At 47.4% G+C, this 23455-nt stretch carries 17 protein-coding genes; 12 read left to right on the top strand and 5 right to left on the bottom strand.

Annotation, left to right across the window (positions count from 1 at the left end; translation table 11 throughout):
• Positions 1-30: 30 nt before the first annotated feature.
• The 4 genes from A8709_RS12640 to A8709_RS12625 all read left to right on the top strand — a co-directional run bounded on the left by A8709_RS12640 (position 31) and on the right by A8709_RS12625 (position 4964).
• Positions 31-975: a hypothetical protein gene (locus A8709_RS12640; RefSeq protein WP_141692517.1), complete on the top strand. Its 945-nt coding sequence runs from the start codon at positions 31-33 to the stop codon at positions 973-975.
• Positions 972-2399, top strand: a complete 1428-nt coding sequence (locus tag A8709_RS12635) for an MBOAT family O-acyltransferase (RefSeq protein WP_065852754.1) — start codon at positions 972-974, stop codon at positions 2397-2399. The genes A8709_RS12640 and A8709_RS12635 overlap by 4 nt, the downstream gene beginning before the upstream one ends.
• Positions 2400-2702: 303 nt before the next feature.
• Entirely contained in the window at positions 2703-3857 is a 1155-nt protein-coding gene (locus A8709_RS12630) for a Gfo/Idh/MocA family protein (RefSeq protein ID WP_065852753.1), read from the top strand.
• A gap of 24 nt (positions 3858-3881) precedes the next feature.
• Complete coding sequence (locus A8709_RS12625; protein WP_065852752.1) at positions 3882-4964, top strand: Gfo/Idh/MocA family protein; 1083 nt, start codon at positions 3882-3884, stop codon at positions 4962-4964.
• Here A8709_RS12625 and A8709_RS12620 read toward each other — a convergent pair.
• Positions 4948-5850, bottom strand: coding sequence for an AraC family transcriptional regulator (locus A8709_RS12620; RefSeq protein ID WP_065852751.1), 903 nt, complete (start codon positions 5848-5850; stop codon positions 4948-4950). The genes A8709_RS12625 and A8709_RS12620 overlap by 17 nt on opposite strands.
• Before the next feature lie 662 nt (positions 5851-6512).
• Between A8709_RS12620 and A8709_RS12615 the strand changes: the two genes are divergently transcribed.
• Genes A8709_RS12615 through A8709_RS12600 form a run of 4 tightly spaced genes read left to right on the top strand, consistent with a single transcriptional unit; the run spans position 6513 to position 10215 of the window.
• Positions 6513-7241 (top strand): (Fe-S)-binding protein, encoded by a 729-nt coding sequence (locus A8709_RS12615; RefSeq protein ID WP_065852750.1) that lies wholly within the window; start codon positions 6513-6515, stop codon positions 7239-7241.
• Entirely contained in the window at positions 7238-8752 is a 1515-nt protein-coding gene (locus A8709_RS12610; protein WP_065852749.1) for a LutB/LldF family L-lactate oxidation iron-sulfur protein, read from the top strand. The genes A8709_RS12615 and A8709_RS12610 overlap by 4 nt, the downstream gene beginning before the upstream one ends.
• Positions 8745-9485, top strand: coding sequence for a LutC/YkgG family protein (locus A8709_RS12605; RefSeq protein WP_065852748.1), 741 nt, complete (start codon positions 8745-8747; stop codon positions 9483-9485). Before A8709_RS12610 ends, A8709_RS12605 begins: the two co-directional genes overlap by 8 nt.
• Before the next feature lie 22 nt (positions 9486-9507).
• A complete protein-coding gene (locus tag A8709_RS12600) occupies positions 9508-10215 on the top strand; it encodes a FadR/GntR family transcriptional regulator (RefSeq protein WP_065852747.1) in 708 nt (235 codons plus the stop codon).
• Positions 10216-10288: 73 nt separating this feature from the next.
• On the opposite strand, the gene A8709_RS12595 is transcribed toward A8709_RS12600, so the two are convergent.
• From A8709_RS12595 to A8709_RS12580, 4 genes are all read right to left on the bottom strand, one after another.
• Complete coding sequence (locus A8709_RS12595; RefSeq protein WP_065852746.1) at positions 10289-11374, bottom strand: Ger(x)C family spore germination protein; 1086 nt, start codon at positions 11372-11374, stop codon at positions 10289-10291.
• A complete protein-coding gene (locus tag A8709_RS12590) occupies positions 11365-12471 on the bottom strand; it encodes a hypothetical protein (RefSeq protein WP_065852745.1) in 1107 nt (368 codons plus the stop codon). Before A8709_RS12590 ends, A8709_RS12595 begins: the two co-directional genes overlap by 10 nt.
• Before the next feature lie 3 nt (positions 12472-12474).
• Positions 12475-13812 (bottom strand): spore germination protein, encoded by a 1338-nt coding sequence (locus A8709_RS12585; protein ID WP_065852744.1) that lies wholly within the window; start codon positions 13810-13812, stop codon positions 12475-12477.
• A 238-nt stretch (positions 13813-14050) separates the two neighbouring features.
• The gene (locus A8709_RS12580) at positions 14051-16987 is read right to left on the bottom strand and encodes a glycosyl hydrolase family 95 catalytic domain-containing protein (RefSeq protein WP_141692516.1); all 2937 of its coding nucleotides are present in this window, start codon (positions 16985-16987) and stop codon (positions 14051-14053) included.
• Between the two features lie 407 nt (positions 16988-17394).
• On the opposite strand from A8709_RS12580, the gene A8709_RS12575 reads away from it, so the two are divergent.
• The 4 genes from A8709_RS12575 (at position 17395) to A8709_RS12560 (ending at position 23446) form a co-directional block, all read left to right on the top strand.
• The gene (locus A8709_RS12575) at positions 17395-19017 is read left to right on the top strand and encodes an extracellular solute-binding protein (protein ID WP_065852743.1); all 1623 of its coding nucleotides are present in this window, start codon (positions 17395-17397) and stop codon (positions 19015-19017) included.
• A gap of 93 nt (positions 19018-19110) precedes the next feature.
• The gene (locus tag A8709_RS12570; protein ID WP_065852827.1) at positions 19111-20040 is read left to right on the top strand and encodes an ABC transporter permease; all 930 of its coding nucleotides are present in this window, start codon (positions 19111-19113) and stop codon (positions 20038-20040) included.
• Between the two features lie 10 nt (positions 20041-20050).
• Positions 20051-20932 (top strand): carbohydrate ABC transporter permease, encoded by an 882-nt coding sequence (locus A8709_RS12565; RefSeq protein ID WP_065852742.1) that lies wholly within the window; start codon positions 20051-20053, stop codon positions 20930-20932.
• A gap of 159 nt (positions 20933-21091) precedes the next feature.
• Positions 21092-23446 carry an AraC family transcriptional regulator gene (locus A8709_RS12560; RefSeq protein WP_244163173.1) on the top strand — a complete coding sequence of 785 codons (2355 nt, stop codon included), beginning with the start codon at positions 21092-21094 and terminating at the stop codon, positions 23444-23446.
• The last annotated feature ends 9 nt before the right edge of the window (positions 23447-23455 follow it).

The raw sequence follows: 23455 nt of genomic DNA, 5'->3' as shown, positions 1-23455 counted from the left end.
CTGATTCTTAATAGTCATCATGATCTCAATGTGGCGCTGGATAAAATAAAAAAAGATATTCAGGAAAAAAAGCTAAAAGATTATGTAATTATCTTAGGAGATTCGGTTTTCTATGGCAGTCCTGGCAAATCAGAAGATACGTTTAATGCAGTTATTGAAAGAGAGCTAGATGGAGGGAAGTCGCAGCCTATCTATAATTTATCGTTACCTGCGTCTCAAACTGGCGATATCTACGCTATGTTACTTAAATTAGATCAGTACGGTATCTCTACGGATCATCTTATTTTTAATGTGCGCTATGCTAGCTTCGTTCCACGTTACAGTTATGAGTCTGCTTTGTTTTGGTGGTTGGATGACCTTCACTCGTTGGATCTAGAAGCCTATCAACGATCACTACCGCTGGAGGCGACTGACAAACCTGCCATAAAACCTTATGCGAAATTTAAAAATGAACTAGAAAATGTGCTTATGCCTTATTTTAATTTATACGCCTATAAAGATTACTTGAATGAAAGCGTAAACAACGAATGGGTGCGTAAAACCGGAGGTGTAGTTGCGAGTGACGAGCTCGGTCCATCAATACCTTGGTATGAAAAGGATACAAAAGATGAATTGGAACAACCCGAAATTCAAAAAGCATTCTCGGATGCTCCCATGGATCTAACAGAGCAGAATGTGGACATCTATTTTATTAATAAAATAATCGCGCATCAGAAGATGAAGGATACCCTGCTTGTGATGACGGGGACGAATCATAGTTTGATGAAACCTTTGATAGAAAAGCCAGGATATCAAGAAAACGCGAGAAAGATCAACGATTATTTAAGTTCGCTGCCTATCCCATTTCTCAACCTCGAGGGAAGTATCCCTGATCACTTATTTACAGATCATACGCATCTCATAGCGGAAGGGTATAAGGAGCTTGGACGCTTGGTATGGGATGCTTACAAATCAGAGGAGCGGCACAAATCATGATGTTTAATACACCGGAGTTTGCTTTCCTGCTTATCGTAACTATGATCTTGTTCTATGCAGTACCGAAGGCGCGTCTCTCCCTATTAACGGTGGCTAATGTCCTTTTCTATGCGATTGTGGGCGTAAAGTATTTACTTCTTTTTGGCGTTGTATCGACGATTGTCTTTATTTGTGCTAGATGCATGAAGGCAAGTAATAAGAAACCATTGCTTTGGCTTGGCATTAGTGTATCGCTCCTTAACCTTATTTTCTTTAAATACACGGCTTTTATTTTCAAATCAGTCGAGCGTTTTCTATCCCTAACGATTGTTCCCCACGATGCGAAATGGCTAAGTTTGGCGCTTCCTTTAGGGATTTCCTTCTATACGTTTGAACTTATTGCGTATGTCGTCGATGTGTACAAAGGGAAAATTGAGCCTGAGAAATCCATCTTCCGTTTTTGGATGTTTATCATGTTCTTTGCTCATATGATTGCAGGACCGATCATGAGGGGCGCCGAGTTTTTCCCGCAAATAAAAAAGATCGACACGATCCGTTTTCACATTGGAAATATGAGGATGGGTGTTTTCCTAATTAGCCTTGGGCTCATTAAGAAGGTCTTTATATCGGATAATCTGGCTCCCTATTGTGATAGTTTTTTTGCTCATCCAGAATGGCTGAACGGTGCTGAGGGATGGACGGCGGCTGTCCTCTACGCATTTCAAATTTACTTTGACTTCTCTGGCTATAGTGATATGGCTGTTGGGATTGGCTATTTGTTTGGGCTCAATTTAGCTGTGAATTTCCTTACACCGTATTTGAGCGGAAATGCGACAGAATTCTGGCGAAGATGGCATATTACCTTATCGAGTTGGATCAAAGACTATATTTATATTGCACTTGGTGGATCACGTCACGGAAAGTTCCGCCAATATGCAAGCCTATTCGTCGCTATGACCCTATCGGGGTTGTGGCATGGCAGTAAATGGACTTTCGTCGCTTGGGGGATGTATCAGGGAGGCTTGTTAATCGGGCATAAGCTCTGGTCAACGGTACTCAATAAGCTGGGTCTGAAAAATCGCGACAATTACTGGTGGTATAGGTTGGCTAATATGATCGGTTTTTTTGCATTAACTTGCTTGGGGTGGGTATTGTTCCGCGTAGAAAGTTTGACTTATGCCTTAGCCTTAATGAAAAGGATGCTGACATTCCCGGAAGCTTTCATCTTCCCAGCTTGGGTGAAGCATTTTTGGATAGTTATTTTGTTCATGGTCATTCTACATGTGATCGAGCATTTGCTTCTGAAACACATGAAAGACATTTCAATGCGATGGCATCGATGGTTCCCTACACCCGTAAGAGGCGCGGTTTATACGCTTTTTGTCGTTCTCTTGATCCTCTTATATAAGCATGAACAAAGCACTTTTATTTATTTTCAATTTTAATTTCCTCCAAATCCGGTGATTACCGGAAGTAGTGAAAGAGTCCTTGCGGAGGCAAGGGCTCTTTGTGCTGGGCAGGACTAGTGCATATGGATGCTTCTTTCTTGTCGCCACTATCCCGTTGCCTCAGTTCGGGAATAACCAGCGAAAGTCTGAGCGAAAGGGATAGTGGCTATAAATAGATTCTCCTCCAGAAGTCTTTCAGAGGAAACCGCAAAGTAGCGGTATTTCTGCACAAGATAGCGTCACATTTGAAAACGTATTCTTGATATGCTTGGAGCAACAACGAGCAGGGAGATGAAGTGGATGCTGAAGGTAGCAATTATTGGTGCTGGCGCCATCTCGAGGGCGCATATTGAAGCGTATTTACAATTTCCAGAGCGCTGTACGATTGTAGCGATCAGTGATATTTATGAGGATAAAGCGCAGGAACGCATTGATCAATTTCAACTGAAAGATGCGCGTGCAGTAAAGGAATACAAGGAACTGCTGCAAGCGGATATTGATCTCGTTTCGATCTGTACGCCGCCGTATACGCATGCTTCGCTGACGGTCGAATTTCTTGAGGCAGGCTCGCATGTCATGGTGGAGAAGCCGATGGCTTCCTCGCTCGAAGAATGCGATTTGATGAATGCGGCTGCGCAGCGGACAGGCAAGCTTCTCTCTGTGGTCGCGCAGAACCGTTTCAAAACGCCGATGATGAAAATGAAATCCGTACTCGACAGCGGACTGATGGGCAAAATCGTTCACGTGCAGGTCGATTCTTTCTGGTGGCGTGGCCATTGCTACTATGACCTCTGGTGGCGGGGCACGTGGGAAAAGGAAGGCGGCGGGCCAACGCTGAATCATGCGGTGCATCATATCGACGCCCTGCTCTGGATGATGGGCAGCCCGACGGAAGTGCAAGCGTTCATGAGCAATGTATCGCATGATAACGCGGAGGTTGAAGATCTTTCGATCGGTATGCTGCGCTATGCGAACGGTTCGCTAGGGCAAATTACGAGCTCGGTCGTTCACCATGGCGAGGAGCAGCAATTGATTTTCCAAGGTGCGAAAGCGCGTGCCTCTGCGCCATGGAAAGTGAAGGCGTCGACCTCGACGTCGAATGGTTTTCCAGAGCCGAACACGGCGCTGGAGGAGGAGCTGCAAGCTTTTTATAATACGCTGCCAGAAGTGATCTATGAAGGGCATGTCGGGCAAATCGACAATGTGTTAACGGCCATTGAAACTGGCGCACCCGTGCTCATTGATGGGATTAGCGGTCGTCAAACGCTGGAGCTGATCACGGGCATTTACAAATCCGCGAGTACAGGCGAGCTTGTGAAATTCCCGCTAGATGCGGAGGATGCATTCTATACGAGAAGCGGTGTGCAGGCGAAGGCGACCCATTTTTACGAGAAGAATACGTCGATCGAGAATTTCGCACCACAGACGATTACAACGGGAAGTACATTTAAATAAACCTGAGTCGGGAGACTAAGTACGATGCAAAAGAGCGATGGCATGAATTACGCACCACAAGGGAGTTTTAAAAAGGTTTGTGAACCGGGTGAGTTTGTTTTTGCGGCGGCAGCGTTGGATCACGGGCATATTTATGGGATGTGCAATGGTCTGCGGGAAGCGGGCGGAGAATTGAAGTGGGTGTATGATCCGGATCCGGTAAAAGTAGATAAGTTCCTGAGCACATACCCGGGTGTTCGGGTCGCAAGCTCGCTGGAGGAGATTCTAGGGGATACCGAAGTGAAGCTAGTTGCGGCTGCGGCAATTCCTTGTGATCGCGGTCCTCTAGGGCTGCGTGTGATGGATAGCGGTAAGGATTATTTTACGGATAAAGCACCGTTCACGACGCTTGAACAATTGGAAGCAGCACGGGCGAAGGTAGCGAAAACGGGGCAGAAATATGCGGTTTATTACAGTGAGCGGCTGCATGTCGAAAGCGCCATCTATGCGGGACAATTGATTGAACAGGGCGCGATCGGTCGCGTTCATCAGGTTATCGGACTTGGGCCGCATCGCATGAATATGAAGAGCAGACCTGACTGGTTTTTTGAGAAGGAACAATTCGGCGGGATTCTATGCGACATTGGGAGTCATCAGATTGAGCAGTTCTTGTATTTTACAGGAGCCAAAGATGCGAAAGTGGTCCACAGTAAAGTTGCGAACTACAACTACCCGCAGTATCCGAATTTTGAGGATTTCGGGGATGCGACGTTGGTCGGGGACAATGGGGCTACGGGCTATTTCCGAGTGGACTGGATGACGCCTGATGGTTTAAGCACATGGGGTGATGGCCGCCTGACGATTCTTGGGAGCGACGGTTACATTGAGCTTCGCAAATATGTCGACATCGCCAGAGAGCAGACGAGTAATCATGTGTACCTCGTGAACAAGGATGGCGAGCAGCATTTCGCTGTGAATGACCAGGTCGGTTTCCCTTACTTTGGACAACTGATTTTGGATTGTTTACATCGTACGGAAGTAGCGATGACTCAGGAGCATACCTTTAAAGCAGCCGAGCTGTGCCTGATTGCGCAGCGCGATGCGATGATCATCACTGCGTCGCAATAAGGCTGGCGGCAAGCTGCTGCTTTTGAAATTGCTTGCGATATTGGTGCGGCGTTACGCCGATCTGGCTTTTGAACATTTTGCAAAAGTAGGAGCAATTCGTCACACCAATGGCCTCGCCAATGCGAGCCACAGTCTGATCTGTTGACGTGAGCAGCAGCACCGCTTGCTTCAGTCGTCTGGCCGTCACATAGTCGGAAATGCTGGTGCCCGTGCACTCCGTAAACAGATGGGACAGGTGGTAGGGAGACAGATGCAGCTCAGCGGACATCAATTCCAAACGCAGCGGCTCGGTGTAGTGCTCCTCCAACCAACTGAGGATGCGCTCGGCTTGATGGGTCTTACGCGTGGGGCCCGTGCGAATCTGACCCTCGCGCTGCTCCCACAGCGGCATAATACTGCGGAAAAAAGCGACGAGAAAGAGGGAGTACTCCTCTAACTCGTCTTTTTTGTTGAGCGAGGGCAGCTTCGCTTCTAAGCTTTGAAAAAGCGCATGAAATTGGTCTAGCTCACTAAGTTCATACAGGCATGGATCTGTCAGCTTGTTGGTGTGTATATGTTTGAAAAAGGCCAGCAACCGCGGCCAATGGCTGAAATAAGACTCGTATAAAGCGGGCTCGAATTGAACAATGGAGCGCACGAAAGGAGTCTCAGGATCCATCTGAATATGATGCAGCTGATACGGCTGAAATACACAGAGCATACCGGAGGTCATTTCATAGCTCTTCTGGTCAACGATCAGTGTTCCGTGTCCCTCGTGAACGATGAGGATTTCAACACCTTGGTGGGCATGGAAGGTGCCCTTGAATTGTTCATGTCCGATGGTTGTACGCTGATAGGCAAAATAAAGCGAGATTTCGTTCAATCGGATATTTTGAACATAGGACATCAGGGTCGCTTCCTTTCCATGGCTGGCGTAGGACTAGGGTGCTTGATACAGCCAAAGTATACAGGAATGCAGCTGGGATCGGCAAGGAAATTTGGTGCTTTGTGGCGAGAACATCCGTGGCTAGACGATTAAAGGAGAGTGGAGCAAATAGGACAGCTGAAAGTGCTTATTTCTCTTGAAGTCGCGCCATTTCGTGTGATAGGACCATGGATCGTGCTTATTCGTGGCACAAGACTCGATTAGGGATGAGTGGTCCTAAAATAGGCAAGCTTACCTTGCTTATTGCAGGTGAAACAGGTGTTTGTAGACATATAGGCAAGCTAAGCTTGCTTAATGGTCTGCAGTTTTTCAAACCCAAGTAATCTGGCTATTGGTGGATTTGTGGTTGGTGCGAATGTGGCTCATTTATGCCTAGTTTGTGTGCAGGTGCTCATATTGATGGAAATCGTGTGTTGGAGTAGCTAGTTTTGGCAGGCTGATCTTAAGTGGGCGCAGAGCGGATTTTAGTGTGGAAAGAAAAGGAGCAAGCTCGTCATAAGCTAACGGTCACAAGTTTATTTCACGCATTCCCCCACAAACCCCTTCTCAAGCGAAGGGGTTTTATGGTAAACTCAACTTGTCTGACAACCTGATAAGTTTACGAAAAGAAAGTGGGGCTTCTCATGAAGGTTTCCTTATTTATTACGTGTCTAAGCGATGCACTATATCCCAAGGTGGGCGAAGCGATCGCGCGATTGCTCGGGCATTACGGTGTTCTCTTAGAGTTGCCCAAGGTGCAAACATGCTGCGGTCAACCGGCCTATAACAGCGGTTACTGGGACGAGGCAAGAACAACGGCGAAGACGCTGCTTACGGCTTTTGAGGATAGTGATTTTGTGATATCACCATCGGGCTCTTGCACGTATATGATTCATCACTATGCGAATCTATTTAAGGATGAACCGGAGTGGTTAGAGAAAGCGAATCAGCTCCAGAACAAAACCTATGAATTTACACAGTTCCTAGTTAGTGTCCTAGGGATCACGGACTTGGGTGCTGTGTTTCCACATAAAGTTACGTACCATCCGTCCTGCCACGGCAGCAGACTACTCGGTGTTAAGGCGGAGCCGCTGGCGCTTCTCCAAGGTGTGAAGGATTTGGAGCTTGTACCGCTTCCTTTTGCTGAGGATTGCTGTGGATTTGGCGGTACATTTGCGGTGAAAATGGCGGATATTTCTGGCGCGATGGTGCAGGAGAAAGTTGACCATGTGAAGGAAACCGAAGCTGAGGTGCTGGTCGGCCTGGATATGGCCTGCCTGATGAATATTGCGGGGAATCTGCGCTATCGGAATGAGCCAGTGAGAGTGATGCATCTAGCTGAGCTGTTGTATGAAGGAGTGAAGCGCGTATGAGTCACACGGAGGGTAAGTCAACGGTTAAAGAGCGGGCGGATCTTGCGCTGAATGACGAGTTTCTGCGTAAAGCGGTCAAGTTTACGACGGAGCGTTTACGCGGCGGTAAGCTTAAAGCAGCGGCAGACCACGGCAACTGGGATGACTGGCGCGAGCGCGGCAGACAAATTCGGCTGCATACGATCGCGCATTTGGATTATTACTTAACGACATTTGCGAACAATGCGCGAGCGAACGGGGTTCATGTGCATTTTGCGGATACGGACGTGGAGGCTGTTAAAATTTCCTTGGAAATCGCAGCTGCAAAACAAGCAAAAACCGTCGTGAAATCCAAGTCAATGGTGACCGAGGAGCTGCATTTGAACAAAGCGCTGGCTTCCATCGGAGTTGAAGCGATTGAGACGGATCTCGGTGAGTACATCATTCAGCTGGCCGACGAAACACCTTCACATATCATCATTCCAGCTATTCACAAAAATAGATATCAAATCGCCGAGCTATTATCGAAGGATGCGGGGGAGACATTGGCCCCGGATACGACGATTCTGGCTGGCTATGTACGGAAGAAATTAAGAGAGAAATTCCTGGAAGCCGATATTGGAATGACGGGCTGTAATTTTGCCATTGCGGAGAGCGGATCGATGGTCTTGTTTGAAAATGAAGGCAACGCCCGCATGGTCACGACGGTGCCCAAGACACAGATCACGCTCATGGGGATGGAGCGTATTATTCCAACGTGGGCGGATCTTGAGGTCATGGCGACCTTGCTCCCACGTTCAGCAACAGGTCAGAAGCTGACTGTGTATATGTCCGGTATCACAGGCCCGCGCAGAGACGCCGATGCGGATGGTCCGGAAGAGATGCACATCATCATCGTCGACAACGGGCGCTCGCAGCAGCTCGGCGACCCCGAGTTCCAAGAGCTGCTCAACTGCATTCGCTGCGGCGCGTGCCTGAACGCCTGCCCGGTGTACCGCCATATCGGCGGCCATGCCTATGGCGGCACGTACAGCGGCCCGATCGGCGCGGTGCTCACGCCAGCGCTCAAGAAAAACGTGGCGGAATGGGACGACATCGCCAACGCTTCAAGCCTTTGCGGTGCCTGCTATGAGGCCTGCCCGGTGAAGATTCCGCTGCACGACATGCTCGTGTCGCTGCGTCGCCGCAAGGTCGAAGCCGGCCATGGTGATAAGATCGAGGCCGCGGGGATGAAAGGCTTTGCTGCGGTGCTGGGCAATGCGAAGCGTTTCAACGCTGTCCTCAAGCTGGGCCGCATTGGCCAGAAGCTAGTCGTTCGCGATGGCGGCATCCGCCTCAAAGTCGGCCCGCTCAAGGGGTGGAACACCTATCGGGTAGCGCCAAGCTTACCGAAGGCTTCCTTCCGCGACGGCTGGAAAACACTAGAGCAAGAAATTCGCCATGGGTTGACGGAGGCCGATCCTGCTATCCAAGCAAGGATGGCTGACGCATTGGCTGCACGGGGCAAAAAGGGAGGACATCATCATGGCTAAACGCGACATTGCGCCAGAATGGCATACGAAGTTAAACCAGCTGGATCAGCAGTCTCTGGCGGAACAAGAACGTTTCATCCAAGGCATCGCACAGAAGCTGGGACGCCCTCGCGTTATCGAGAAGCCTGCGCATCCTTTCCAAGGAGCTTCGGATAGCTGGAAAGCGTTCAACTGGTCCCCAGAGGAACGCGTAGAGAACTTCACGGCGAACTTCCATGCCGCAGGTGGGCACGTCGTCAGAGTCCCTTCGATGGACGGGGCGAAAGCAGCCATCCAAGAGCTCGTTAACACGTTAAGTATCAAACGTGTCATCCACCAGGATCAAGCTGAGCTTCACGCGTTGGAGCTTGACCAAGCTCTCCCGAATATCGACCTCTCCATATGGAATACGGATGAGGACACCAACTGGAAGGCCAGCGCAGCGAATGCCGATCTCGGCATTGTCCTTGCTGACCATGGGGCGGCTTACACGGGATCGTTAACTGTGTTATCATCAAAAGAAAAAGGCCGATCGGTCAGCCTGCTTCCTACGGCATTGATCGTCCTGCTGCCGATTGAACGATTGCACACGAGACTAGGCGAAATTCTCGCTCCTCTCGATCAGATAGCAAGAAAAGACCTGCCTGCCGGCATTCACTTCATCTCAGGACCCAGCCGTTCGGCGGACATTGAGAATGATTTGACCATCGGTGTGCATGGCCCAGGAATTGTGCACGTGCTGCTTATCGGATAGACTGCGATAGAAGAGGTACCCTATGGAAGTTACGAAGCTGCAGAAACAGAATCATTATGATGAGATTGCCCAGCAAATCAAAGATATGATTGTGCAGGGTCAATTGAAGATGGGGGATAAGCTCCCTTCCACCAAAGAGCTGTCCGAGCGCTTCGGCGTCGGGCGTTCCACGATGAGGGAGGCCCTTAGCGCCTTGAAAGCGATGGGACTCATCGAGATTCGCCAAGGCGGCGCGTGCCGTGTCATTCGGCAGGCACCTTCGGAAGTGTCACTGCCTGAGTGGACATCGCTGCGGATGAATCGGACGACACTTCTCGAGCTGATGGAAGTGAGACAATCGCTGGAGATTTCGATCGCAGCGATCGCAGCGCGAAAGAGAACGCCCGAGGATCTCGCACAGCTGAAGCTCATCATGCAGGAGATGGAGAGATCCGTAGGCGACGACGAGGCGGGTGAACGAACGGATCTTGCTTTCCATGAGCTGCTTGTCCAAGCAACGCACAACGCGATCATGGTGCAGACATGTGACTCGATCCGCAATGCGATGGAAATGATGATTCGCGATATCCGCCGCGCGGAATTGTATGCGAATCAGGAAGTGGCCCTTCAACTTTTGAAGGAACATAAAGTGATTTATGAAGCGATCGTCAGCGGCGATCCCGTGCTGGCTTCCGCGGCGATGCGCGAGCATTTGGAGCATGTTGAAAGCATTTTGATCAAGTATATCTAAGGTTTAAAAAAAACCAAAAGCTTAACGCTATCAACAGAAATGTTAATGGTGTTAAGCTTTTTTTAATCCGGTGTCAATGAACCAGCCCCGTACTATTCACAGTTACATGCGTTTCAACCTTGAACTTGACTTCCGGATAGACCGATTGCCAATAATCCCAATCTTTCTCTTTGCCAAAATATTGCGCGAGATAATGCAGCCCGAAGCCGTAGGGATCCACGTGAGCATCCCGGATTTTATAAAGCAGCTCCTCTACTTTTTGGTTCACATGCTGTTCGAGCAACTGCTGGACTTCTTGAATATTCACGTCTGACACCGCTTGTTCGACTAAACCGTTGAGTTTGAACTTCATTTGTACGGTAGGTACCGCCCCCTTCACAATCGTAACATGCCGAGAGACCTGCTCGATGTAGAAAGCCAATTCTTCCCCTCGGTAGATTGTCTGGATCCCTGATTTACTGAACGAGTTCGCACTCATATTAAAAAGCTGTGATTGTTTGGGATCCAGTATGAGCTGCTCACCGGTTTTATTAAATAGGGCCAGATGCTCGACAACGTAGGAATCCCCATCGAAGCTGATAAGGGGTAGAAAGGGGTCCAGTCCTTTTTCCTTAAAGCGCCGGAAGCAGTCGAACAATAGGGCCGTCACTGTGTAAGGTGAGACGGTGCCCTCTTTACCAAAGGTGAGGAAGAAAGAGTTTCCTGCTAACCGCTCCGTTGTTGGATTCGATTTCAATAATTTATTGGCATTCGGCTCGGCAATGGCTACGTAAGAAATCAATTGGATGTCGCGTCTTCTACTAAGCCAATTCAAGGGCTCATCCAACGAATGTTTCATTAAACTATCGCCAAATAGGAAAACACGGCAATGTCCGAAATCAAGCTCTTTATCCACATGGGCTTTGAGATTTCTAACCGCTTCGGCAATGCTTTTCGATTCTAGTTGCTCCACCTGGCTCTCAGCTAAGCCTTCCCCCACTTTGGAAGCGGGAATCGCTAGGCGAAGGGTGACGAGGTAAGGCTTATCCTCCTTCCCTGTCCAATCGACCCCCATGGCGACGACGAAGAATCGCTTATCGATGTCTTTAAAGCCACACCCGCCAAGAATCACAGAGCAGATGAGGAGGGTAAGGCAAGATAGCATTATTTTCACGCGCATGATTGTTCCTTCTTTCGCCTCCATACGAAATAGAGCATCAGGCCTAGGAAGTAAATCTCTATAAAAAATCGACTGACGAGCCAGATTTTAGAGATGATCTGGTTTTTTTCCAAATTGAGGAATTTCATTAACAAGAGGGTGAGCGCTCCTATGGCTAATGCTAACCAAATGTTAATCATAGGGACAGGGTCCTCTTCAACAGCAACGGATCTATGTAGGGCATAACGAATCAGCATGATCGTGGTATGCCAGGTGTTCATGACGAACAGGAGAGATAACCCCGTAAAGAGGAGCAGAAAGACGAATAAGACCCGATTAATGAATCCGTATTCCAATATCATGGAGTCCGCGGTCATACTCCAGAGGTACACATAATCCTCAACCCCAACTGTGCCATGAAAGCCGATCGGAACAAAAAAGGTAACAATTAAGAACACAATGCCGAAAAAGGGGACGACCCAGCGAAAACGAAAACGGAACCCCTCTGTGTGCAAGCGATTGAAGATGAGAAGACTAATGTAGCCAGAGAACAAAAAAGTGGAGGCCGCAATGGTCATAAAAGACGGGGGTTTGTTGATATAACCAGCGACATAGCGAATGGCATCCCAGTTGATACGATCGTTAAACACCGCCTTCATGAGAAAAAAAAGGATAAAAGGAGAGCTTAGAAGTACCATGATTTCATGAATAAATTGGACTGTACGCGTAGACCTGCTGCAGGACCATGTAGCGGCAAGGATCATTAGCAGCATGTTCAGATATGGATTCATGTCTGGGTAGAAAAACATGCGAACGGTTTCGGAATACGCATAAATCGCTATCATGCCGCCGGGTAACCAGATGAGGAGCGCGGTTAAGACATGGATTTGCGTAAACCATTTTGGGGTATAACGAGAACAAAGCTCAGGAAACCCCAAGCCTGGAAACTTTTCAAAACATGCCATCGTGCTGAGGGAGACAATCGTGCCAATGACCATCGCAATGAGCATCCCGGAAACGGCACCATTGAAACGATCTTTAATAAGCAGGGACGGGACGAACATCATAATATTGATCATGCCGACATAGAGCACGTGATAGTAAGTGTAACGGGACATGCGTTACTTCGCCTTCTTTCCATGATGGTGCATTTTTGCCTCAAGCTTTGGCACATAAAGCGCTAAATAGGGTTGACCGAAGCTTCTCAAATTGCACCAATAGGCTATTAAAATGAAAAAGAATACCACCACCCCAAGCAGTCCATAGAAGATAGAAGCTACTACGAAAATATATTTGATGAACCGTACGGAGTATCCGAAGCTGTTATTAGGGATGACGAAATTGGAAATCGCCACCACAGATGTCACAATAATCATAATCGAGCTGACTAGTCCTGCTTGTTGAATGGCTTGCCCTAAGATCAAGCCGCCAACGGTTGTAGCTGTTGAACCAATATATCGGGGGAGCCTAAGACTGGCTTCATTCAAGGCTTCAATCATGAATAACATGATGATCACTTCAATGAAGGAGGGATAAGGGACAACAACTCGGCTTCCGGCGATTGACAATGTCAACTGCACACGCAGCACCTCAGGATTATAAGAGACAATAGCGATATACAGGGCAGGGAGTGTGATGGTTAAAAGCATGGCAAAATAGCGAAGGACAAGTAGAAATTTACTCATCCAATAAGATTCATAATCATCATCCATTGCGTGCAGGAAGTCGAAGATCCGAACTGGTAACAGCAGGCCAAAGCGGCTTCCATCCTGCAGTATGGCGATTTTTCCCCGATCGAGCGTAGCGGCTATGCGATCGGGCCGCTCGGTTTGAAGAATGATGGGGAAGAATCGGTGTCTGCGACCCGATAATGTCTGCATCAGTTGGCCGGAGGCCTGAAGAAGTGAGATGTCGATTTTGGCCAAGCGTTCGTTTAATAACGAGAGAACGTCTTCGTTGACAAGATTTTTGTCATAGAGTAAGGCAATTCGCGTCTTGGAAATCCGACCTAGATTACGTTCCTCCACACAAAGGGTTGTCGCGTTATATCGCATCCGTATGAGACTTATATTCATATCCAAGTCCTCGGTAAGTGCGGTTTGAGGCCCTTGAAGTGCAACCTCCACCTGAACCGTATCGGGCTTGTCCTGAAATTTTCGCTGGACATCATATCGATAAATGCCATCTTCTAGCTGGAAGAGAACCGTACCTTTGAGCAGTAACCCAGCCCAATGTTCGTGAAGTCCGACCCTGTGGAAAGCAGGATTTGCATTTAGCATACGATCGAATTCCTCTGGATTGAAACAATACGAGTAAGGTACCGTCAATCCATTCTTGATCAAAGCTTGGTCACAGAGAGATGGAAAGTAGACTAATTCCATTTGCAAATACCCATTGTCAAGGGTTTCGTAGAAGAGGTCAGACGGATTATTCAATTCAGCACGGATTTGCTCAATCATGTCAATCCCTCCAATTCCCTTACATTACCATGCGTTTTAGCGTGCCCTGAATGGGCGCAAAGCATACGAAGGGAGTGGTTATGATGATGCCCAGGACTTTCTCAAAGTAAAAACTGCCCTCCGTTTGTTAGTATGAGCTAACAAACGGAGGGCAGTTCACTTTGGAGCCAATGTAGAAAGGTGGAGGAGCGGTTACGAAGATGGAACTAAAAACTGCAAAAATACATCTTAGCCGCACTTACTGAATCTTGAACGATGAAATCACGTTATCATTTCCTGTTGCAGCAAGGTTGCTATTATCCGCTGTGAACGTCCAAGACGCACCGGAATAATTGTCATCCGCGTACGCGATAACCGTTCGGCCAGCCGGCACCTTGAGGGACGAGATCGCGTCATTTGGCATGCCCGCGGCGACCATTTGCGCCAAGGTGTAGTTGCCAGGGGCGAAGGTCACGCCGGTACCGCCATAGCTCGCATTCGGGTAAAAGGTTACACCGGATACAGCAGTTGCTGTGATTTTGAACGAGGAGATGGCATTGTCATTCCCCGTGCTTGCTAAATTGCTGTTATCAGCCGTAAAGGTCCAAGATGGTCCGTCGAAAGCACCGTCACCATAGGCTACAACCGTAATGCCCGCCGGCACTTGGATGGAAGAGATGCTGTCATTGGCAATCCCGGCCGCTTGCATTTGTGAGATGCTGTAGCTGCCTGGAGGCAGGGAAACACCTGTACCGCCAAAGCCGCTGTTCGGATAGAACGTAGGTTTCGGTCCCACGTAAGGGGCCGCACTTCCCAGAGAACGAGGGACACCGTTGTAGGTCACCGTTTTAATCCCCGTATTGCTTGTGCCTGTCAGGGCTCCATACGTGTAGCTGCTAAGCTGCTTAGCAGTCCTCTCAACAACATAGACCGTATTGGCCGCTGTAGCAAAATTGAACTCACTGCTTGAAGATGTCAGCACGATGGCATTATCGGACATTCTTCTAACTTGTACCTGCTGGGTACCCCATGGATTCACAACGGTAGCTGTTTTGCCATAGAGGCTCTTGAGGCCGATATATTTGATTTCGCTGCTTTCCCGCTCAGAGCTGACGAGGAAGCCGCCGCTCGCGAGCAGGGTGAACTTGCTATTGAAGCTGGTGTCCGTCGGAAGCGCAGGGAAAACGCGGATCTTGTCATTGTAGCTTTGCAGCAGCGATTCGTTCATCGCAGACAGGTTCACGCCCATATATTCGAACTCACCGTTCGTATTTGTGGTGCGCCCATTCGGATAGTCCTGATACTTCTGGACCATCGTTTTCATACCTTGATAAGCGCCATCGCCCAAGCCAAGCCGTGCCGCTTGAATCGGAGCGGGATCCCAGACATTGTCCCCATAGCCGTATGGCCTGCTGTTGAAGCTATTGACCGCCATTTGGTAATCGGGAGCACCGATACCCGTCACACTGTAAGGCCAAGCCAGCTCAGCGACCGTATTCTCATCATTGCGATTTGTGGAAAGCGGCGGCGTATGCGGGAAATATTTCGTAGCATCGTTCGGATCAACCGGATAGGCGACTAAATTATCTAAAATAGTTTGCCACTGGGTGCGCAGCGTGCTGTCGAGGCCCAAGGTTTGGCTGGTTTGGATCGTAACCGGGAATAAGCTGCGTACAGCGGCCAGATCAGTTAAGGCATTTTGCACATTCCAATATTGTTCGTGCGCATTGGAGGAGGCCATATAATATTTCCCAGTTGTGCTGTTGAAAGAAAGCTTAGCTGCGTAGAATTTGGCGACTTCTTTCATGAAGGGGTAGGCCGTACCGCTGAGGTAAGTAGAGTCATTGGTGTATTTATATTGATTGTACATATTGAGGGCAGCTTCAGCGCCGGTGGAGAAAATGTTCTTCGTGTAGTCACTGCCGATGGTGCCTGCTGCGCTTGCGTTCCAGCCCATCGTCTCTGGTACCCAGATGCCGTCAATGGCATAGCGGGTATTGGTGTAACTTTTAAGCGTAGTGAAGTTACGGCTATACATATTGTTAAAGGTGTTAACGATTTCCGGATGATTCGAAGCGAGGAACGAATGGTAGACATCTCGTTGATTCCAATACCAGTAGGCATTGCTCCATTTGCCGCTGTCGTTATCATTAACCCCGCTGAATACGCCATTGATAAAATGAAACGGATAATTGCCATACGCACCTGCTGCGATGATGTAAGTGCTAAGGTAATAGAAATTCTCCAAGTAATCGGCATCACCAGAGGCATTCGAATACTGGACAAAGGATTTGCTCCAGAAGCTGTGCCACCAGTTTTTGTAATTGGTCAAGGTCGTCGCGTAACCAGTGCTCTTCACCGAGTTAAGTACATTCTTAGCCTGGTTAACGGAATCAAAGCTGGGGGCATTGAGCCTGCTTGCACTAGCGATCCAAATCGTATAGCTCGAAGAAGGCGTTATGTTCAAACGCACCTTACTGCCATTAACCGCCTGCGTTGTAAAGCTTGCCCCTTCAACCGTTGCTGCCAACGTGTATCCGAAATGATTCGCATCCGTTTGTCCCCGGCTTAACCCAACAACCGTCGGATCTGCAAATGTGGAAACCGTCCGCCATGTAGTAATATCCGGGACATCGCCGCCGCCGAATGTACTCACATCCCACAGGCTCAAATCTAGCGCCACGCTGGATAAGCCCGTTCGGCTGTCGTCCACATGGATGCCCATGACCTCGGAATTCGGGGACCCCAGAATCGTCACGGTGCGATTCGAATCATACTTCGTTGTGACCAATCCATCGTACAAAGATAGCCGCTGTTGATAAGTCGTATAGCTCGTATCCAGCCCAGGATTCGTGTAGAGATTGACCAACCCCGATGAAGCAAAGCCTTCTTCTGAAGCATCTACGCCCGAAACCTGCATCGTAAGTCCGCCGGCCGTATTCCAGACCATGCCGCCTACTCGGCCATTGCCGACGGTTAATCCACTCTTGGTGTCGGTTACCGGAGCATTGAACACGACATCATGCTTGGCTAAGTAGCTGGCATAATCCACATTTAGGGCACCCGTCCCCGTATTAAAGGAATGACTGGTTGAACTGGCCATAGCTGTACCCATCACCAGACTGGATGAGAGGATGGAAGCAGTGGTGAACAGCGAAACCAGACGCATGTTGAAAGATAAACCAGCAAGTTTCATGAATTTGGACCTCCATGTACATTCGTTTTTTTGGTTCAAAGTGATATTCATCTTGCTGTGAGTAGATCTGAAAGCGCATTCATTAAATCCTGGTAGCACACGCTCCTTTCCCATTTCAAGTGTCATGCCTACATGTAGCTTAGCTTTTTTTCCTCCAAGAGAGAGTAGAATATTCTCTTATAAAAAGTTGAAAATTTCATGTTTTCAAAACCAACGACTGTCGTACGTAGTAAATTGGCATGTCGTTTTCCCTTTTCATCCATCGAATTACCGAAATCGTCCATTCCTGCTGTTGAAATCATCATGTGTTTTCGGTTTTTGCTCATATCGAACAGTGGTCGATTCGCTTAGTCTTAGGAAAGAGATGCATCTCACGTTTCCTATTACACATTTGGAGGGTCATTAAAATGAAGAAAATGCTAGCTTCCACAGTAGCTGTCATGATGATGGGCACAACGTTAATCGCGTGTTCTTCGCAGACAGATACGAAAGTAACAACAACAGACACTCAAGCGCCTGCAGCTACGACAGCAACAACATATCCGATCCAAACAGATAAAACACTGACCTATTGGGGAGAGTTGAACGGGAATCTGACGGGTGTGAAAACTTCACACAGCGAAGTGCCTTTTTTCCAAGACTGGCAGAAGAAAACGGGCGTACCCGTGAAGTTCACAGCACCGCCTACGGGTCAAGTGAAGGAAACTCTTAACGTCATGCTCGCATCTGGCGATTTGCCGGATATGATCGAGTACAACTTCCTGAATGATTTCCCTGGCGGCCCAGAGAAAGCGATCAAGGATGGCTACATTCTGAAGCTGAATGACCTGTTTGATAAATATGCGCCGAATTTGAAGAAGTATTTGAAGGAGCATCCTGAAGTAGATAAATTGATCAAAACGGACAATGGCAGCTACTACGCATTTCCTTTTATAAGAGGTGATGATTATCTGCAAGTGTTCCAAGGACCTATTATCCGTAAGGATTGGTTGGATGAGCTGGGGCTGCCTGTACCGGAGACGATCGATGAGTGGACAGCTGCTTTAAGAGCGTTCAAAGAGAAAAAAGGCGCGGCAGCTCCGCTATCTTTTGTAAGTAAGCCTCGTTTCTTCAATGAATCGTATAATGGCGCGTTTCTAGGTGCTTTCGGCGTCAACCGCAATTTCTATCTGGAAAATGGTGAGATTAAATTCGGCCCTGCAGAAAGCGGGTACAAAGACTATCTGAATTTGTTCCATCAATGGTATCAAGAAGGTCTTCTGGATAAAAACATCGCGACTGCCGATAACAAAGCACTGGATGGCGGGTTTGCCTCAGGAGCAACGGGAGCTAGTATCGGGAATGCGGGAGGCGGTATCGGCAAATGGCAGCCGCTGGTTCAAGGTAAAGATCCGAAGGCGCAATTGGTTGCGGCTCCGTATCCTGTTTTGAAAAAAGGAGATACGCCTAAATTTGGTCAGCGCGGTTCAGCTTTTGACTCCGGCGGTATGGTGGCGATTTCTACGAAGGCCAAAGATCCGGCACTTGCGGCTAAATTGCTAGACTATGGATATGGCGATGAAGGGCACATGTTCTTCAATTTTGGGACGGAAGGTGTCAGCTACAAGGATGAGAGCGGATATCCGAAATATACAGATTTGCTGCTCAAAAACCCAGATAAATTAGCTCCTGCGCAAGCGATCTCCTTGTATACGCGTGGCAGCTACAACGGGCCATTCGTACAAGATAAGCGGTATGCTGAACAGTTCTTCACGATGCAAACGCAGCGAGACGCGGTTAACATTTGGAAGAAGACGGACGCTGAGAAGTACAACTTGCCGCCGGTTACCCCAACACCGGATGAGAGCACGGAGTACGCCAAAATTATGAACGATATCAATACGTTGGTGGATGAAATGACGCTCAAAATTATTTTGGGGAATGAGAAGGTTGATCAGTTTGATTCTTATGTGGCTAAAATGAAATCGTTAAAATTGGATCGTGCCATTGAAATTCAAAAATCCGCTTACGATCGTTTTAACAAACGCTAATAACATTGAATAGGAGGGAGGGCATTTCTGCCCTCTCTATCCGCTAGAATAGAGGTGACGACGAACATGGCGAAGGCTGAGCCGATCCAGCAAATGCAAACACGCAAACCGAAGGCAGTTGCGAACAAATATGTGCGCGACTTTAAGCTGAATAAATATTTATACATCATGATGATCCCGGTGATCGCCTATTATGTTATTTTCCACTACGCGCCTATGTACGGTGCATTGATTGCTTTCAAGGAATACTCGCCTATGAAAGGAATATTGGGCAGTGAATGGGTCGGTTTTGCTCATTTCAAAGATTTTTTTGGCAGTTATTATTTCTGGCGAATCCTAAAAAATACGGTCGTTATTAGTCTGTATTCCCTTATTTTCGAATTTCCTGCGCCAATTATTTTGGCATTACTCATAAATGAAGTTCGCAGCAAGATGTTTAAGCGTGTCGCGCAAACGATTACGTATATGCCTTACTTTATTTCACTCGTCGTCATCTGCGGGATTATTACAGATTTCACCAATGCCGACGGCATCATTAACAGGTTATTCATGCTGGTGGGCTACGACGGACAAGCGATGCTGCAGAAGCCAGAATTGTTCCGCTCCATCTATATTTTATCGGAAATTTGGCAACGGATTGGCTGGGAGTCGATTATTTATATCGCTGCCCTCATGAGCATTGATCAGGAGCAGTATGAAGCGGCCAGAATGGATGGAGCTAGTCGTTGGAAGCAAATCCTTCATATTACGCTGCCTGGTATTATGCCGACGATCACCATCATGTTTATTTTGCGAATGGGGAATTTACTGAATGTAGGCTTTGAGAAAATCATTCTGCTCTACAATCCGGTCACTTACGATACCGCTGACGTTATTTCTTCCTTCGTATATCGGAAAGGTTTGCTGGAGTTCGGTTGGAGTTACAGCTCAGCCGTTGGGTTATTCAACTCGGTAATTAATCTTGTACTGCTGGTATCAGCCAATTATATTAGCCGCAAAGTCAATAAAAGCAGTTTATGGTGAGGTGAAAGTGATGAAAAAAGGACCTGGTTTACTGGAAAGATCGTTCGATATCGGTATTTATGCAGTACTAATATTCCTTGTTGTTGTTACCTTATATCCGCTGCTCTACGTCCTCATGGCTTCCTTAAGTGATGCAAGCAGACTGATTGCGTTTAAGGGAGTTTTGTACCGACCGCTCGGCTTTAGTTTGGAAGCATACAAAAATGTGATGAACAATCCAGGTATTTTAATTGGTTACCGGAATACCTTGTTTATTCTCGTAGCAGGCGTAGTCGTGAATTTATTCATGACGGCCATAGGGGCTTATGTGCTTTCGAGGAAAAATGTCATCTGGAACAAAGCTTTTATGATGATCATCGTCTTCACCATGTTTTTCAATGGCGGACTCATTCCGTTGTATCTGGTTGTAAAAAATATCGGTCTGCTCGACACCTTATGGGCGACCATTATTCCCTTTTCCATCGGCACGTTTAATCTAATTATTATGCGCACAGCCTTTATGGGAATCCCAGACAGCTTGGAGGAGTCGGCGAAAATCGATGGCGCGAACCATTTCACGATTCTGTTTCGCATCATCATTCCACTTTCCATGCCGGTTATTGCTGTAATGATTCTCTATTACGCGGTGGATAAATGGAACGGCTGGTTCTACGCCTCGGTGTTTATCAAAAGCCGGGAGTTGTTCCCCTTGCAGCTGGTGCTGCGTGAGATCTTGATTGCGAATTCAACGGACGGTATGTCCGCTGGAGCCGATGCAGGTGATCGCTTTCAAATGGCGGAGACGATTAAATATGCGACCATTGTAGTGGCGACATTACCGATCTTATGCGTCTATCCGTTCGTGCAGCGGTTCTTTGTCAAAGGGGTTATGGTTGGTTCGTTAAAGGGATAGTGTAGGAGCAAAGAAGCCGCTAAATGGGCTTCTATTTGCTATTTCGTCTATCCAATTCCTCTTTTTGGACATTCCTCCCCCTGCTTTTATTGATATAATGAGGAGACGTGGAGACGACCCTTCATACATATATCACGCAACTTTTGGGAGGAGAACCATGTGAATCTCCATATGCTTTGGAAGAAAAGAAAGAGTATTATTTTTACCTGGCTGATCTCTTATAGCGCTGTGTTATTCATACCGATGATCATGAGTTTAATCATTTATTCGCAATCTAGTGAAGCGTTGAAAAGCGAAATCCATCGGGCGAATGATTCATTGCTGAAGCAGGTCCGATATTCTATAGATACACAAATTGATTTAATGAAACGTCTGAATATGGAAATTTCCTGGAATACGACACTTCAGACCTTAATGTATTCGACCAAGCCAGCAAGCGAAGCACAATTTCTTGCTTTTCAGCTGGTAAAAGAGCTTCGGACGTATCAGACCTCCTATGCCACCATCGATGAATTCTATGTTACCTGGGACCAGGAGTCTTCTGTATTGAGGCCCGGCAATGTCCGTGATAAACGAACGGCTTTTGAAACGATTCACAATACCGGGACGCTGCGTTACGAGCAATGGCTGGACACGATGAACAATGCGCCAAATAATGAGTTCGTACTGCTGCCGCATGTAGATGCGGCCAGTCCGCAATCTTCGATTGCGCATATCACGCATTTGCCAAAGGATTTGAATGGTAAACAAGCGGGTACGGTCGTCGTCATGGCGGATATGCAACGGTTCCAGAAAGCCATGGAAAGTATCTCCTTATTTAATGGCGGTCAAATTTTAATTCTTAACCATGACAATCAAGTTCTCATGTCCAACTTACCAGTGACGGATAAAGAAAATGTGATCGTGCAGCAGTTGAAAGATGCGGATCATGTGAATTCACTGTCAGGGAGCGGGAATTTAGAGCTTTTCTATACGCAGTCCGAAATATCCGACTTGAAATATGTATTATTGATTCCCAGCAATACGTATTGGCAGAAAGCGGAGTACGTTCGCAAATTTACGTATATCAGTATTGTCATCAGCATCATGGGAGCGGGTGTGTTGACGTGGTTCTTCCTGCGACGCAACTATTCGCCGATTCGGCAATTGGTGAAATCCATATCAGATCGAAATCCGCTTACGGACAGAGTCGACGGGAATGAGCTCCATTTGATTCAGAACGAAATCTTCCAGACGCGTGATGAAAAAGAGAAGATAGCGCAGCAGCTGCAATCTCACCATCATATCTTGCGATCCAATATGCTCAGTCGTCTGATGAAGGGGAAAATGGATACACTGATCTCCTATGAGGAGGCCTTCCAATCCTTCGATATTGAACTCATCTCTAACAAATTTGCCGTTATTTTATTCGCTGTCGAAAATCATGAAACGCTGCATTCGAATCTGCCTGGCATGGATCTCAATGAGCGGCGCAAGCTGATTCAATTTATCATCACCAATGTCGTAGAGGAACTGGTTGGGCAGCGGTACCATGCCGGGTACGTCGTCGAAATGGACGAGATGATGGCCTGTTTAATTAATTTTGGGCAGACAGAGACGTCTGATTTGAATGAAGATTTGGTGTGGGTCGCATCTGAAGCACAACGGTTTCTCATCCGGTTTCGGATGGATTTGACCTTATCCATTGGCGGGATTCATAAATCTTTACCTGGAGTGGCGGTGGCTTACCAGGAGGCTATAGATGCAATGGAATATAAATTGATTATTGGCAAAAAGGAAATTATCGCCTATGACGATTTGCGCAGAGATGCGGATGATAAGTCTCAGTTAGGCTATTATTATCCGCTTCAGGTGGAACAGCAGATTATTAATCTGATCAAAGTTGGCGATTTTAGCCAGGCATCGTCGTTCATGAACGATGTGACCGAACGCAATTTTAACAAACCGTTTGTTTCTTTAACGTTGGCCAAATGCCTCATTTTTAATTTAGTGGGCACGATGGTGAAGGCGATTAATGAGCTTGGTGAGAGAGATAGCGGCTTCTTGGGAAATAATCCGTTATGGATGGAAAATATTATTGCCTGCGATACTTTCGCGGAGATGCAGAACGAACTTCAAACCTTGCTGCAAGAAGTATGCCTTTTTGCGGCGGCCAAAGTGGAATCCAATCTAACCAAAGAGCGGACGGAAACATTGCGTGATCTGATTAGCAACGTGATGACGTATATTGCTGAGCATTATCATGACGCCAATTTAAGCGTCAATACAATTGGTGAACGATTTGAATTGAAAGGCAGCTATATCTCCAAATTGTTCAAGGAACAGACCGGAGAAGGGCTGTTGGATTACATTTCCAAGTGGCGCATTGAACAAGCGAAGAAGATGATGGGAAGCAGAAAAGAATCGATTTCGGAGATTGCTAAGCTCGTCGGTTATAATGAAGCAGCTACCTTTATCCGGGTGTTTAAGAAATACGAAGGTATAACACCTGGTAAATTCAAAGAAATGGGCTAAGTCACGGAG

It is taken from the genome of Paenibacillus pectinilyticus, from assembly GCF_001700435.1.
In the GTDB taxonomy this organism is placed as follows: domain Bacteria; phylum Bacillota; class Bacilli; order Paenibacillales; family NBRC-103111; genus Paenibacillus_E; species Paenibacillus_E pectinilyticus.
Note: the sequence above shows the minus strand (reverse complement) of the source record. Positions and strands in the feature narration are given on the sequence as shown.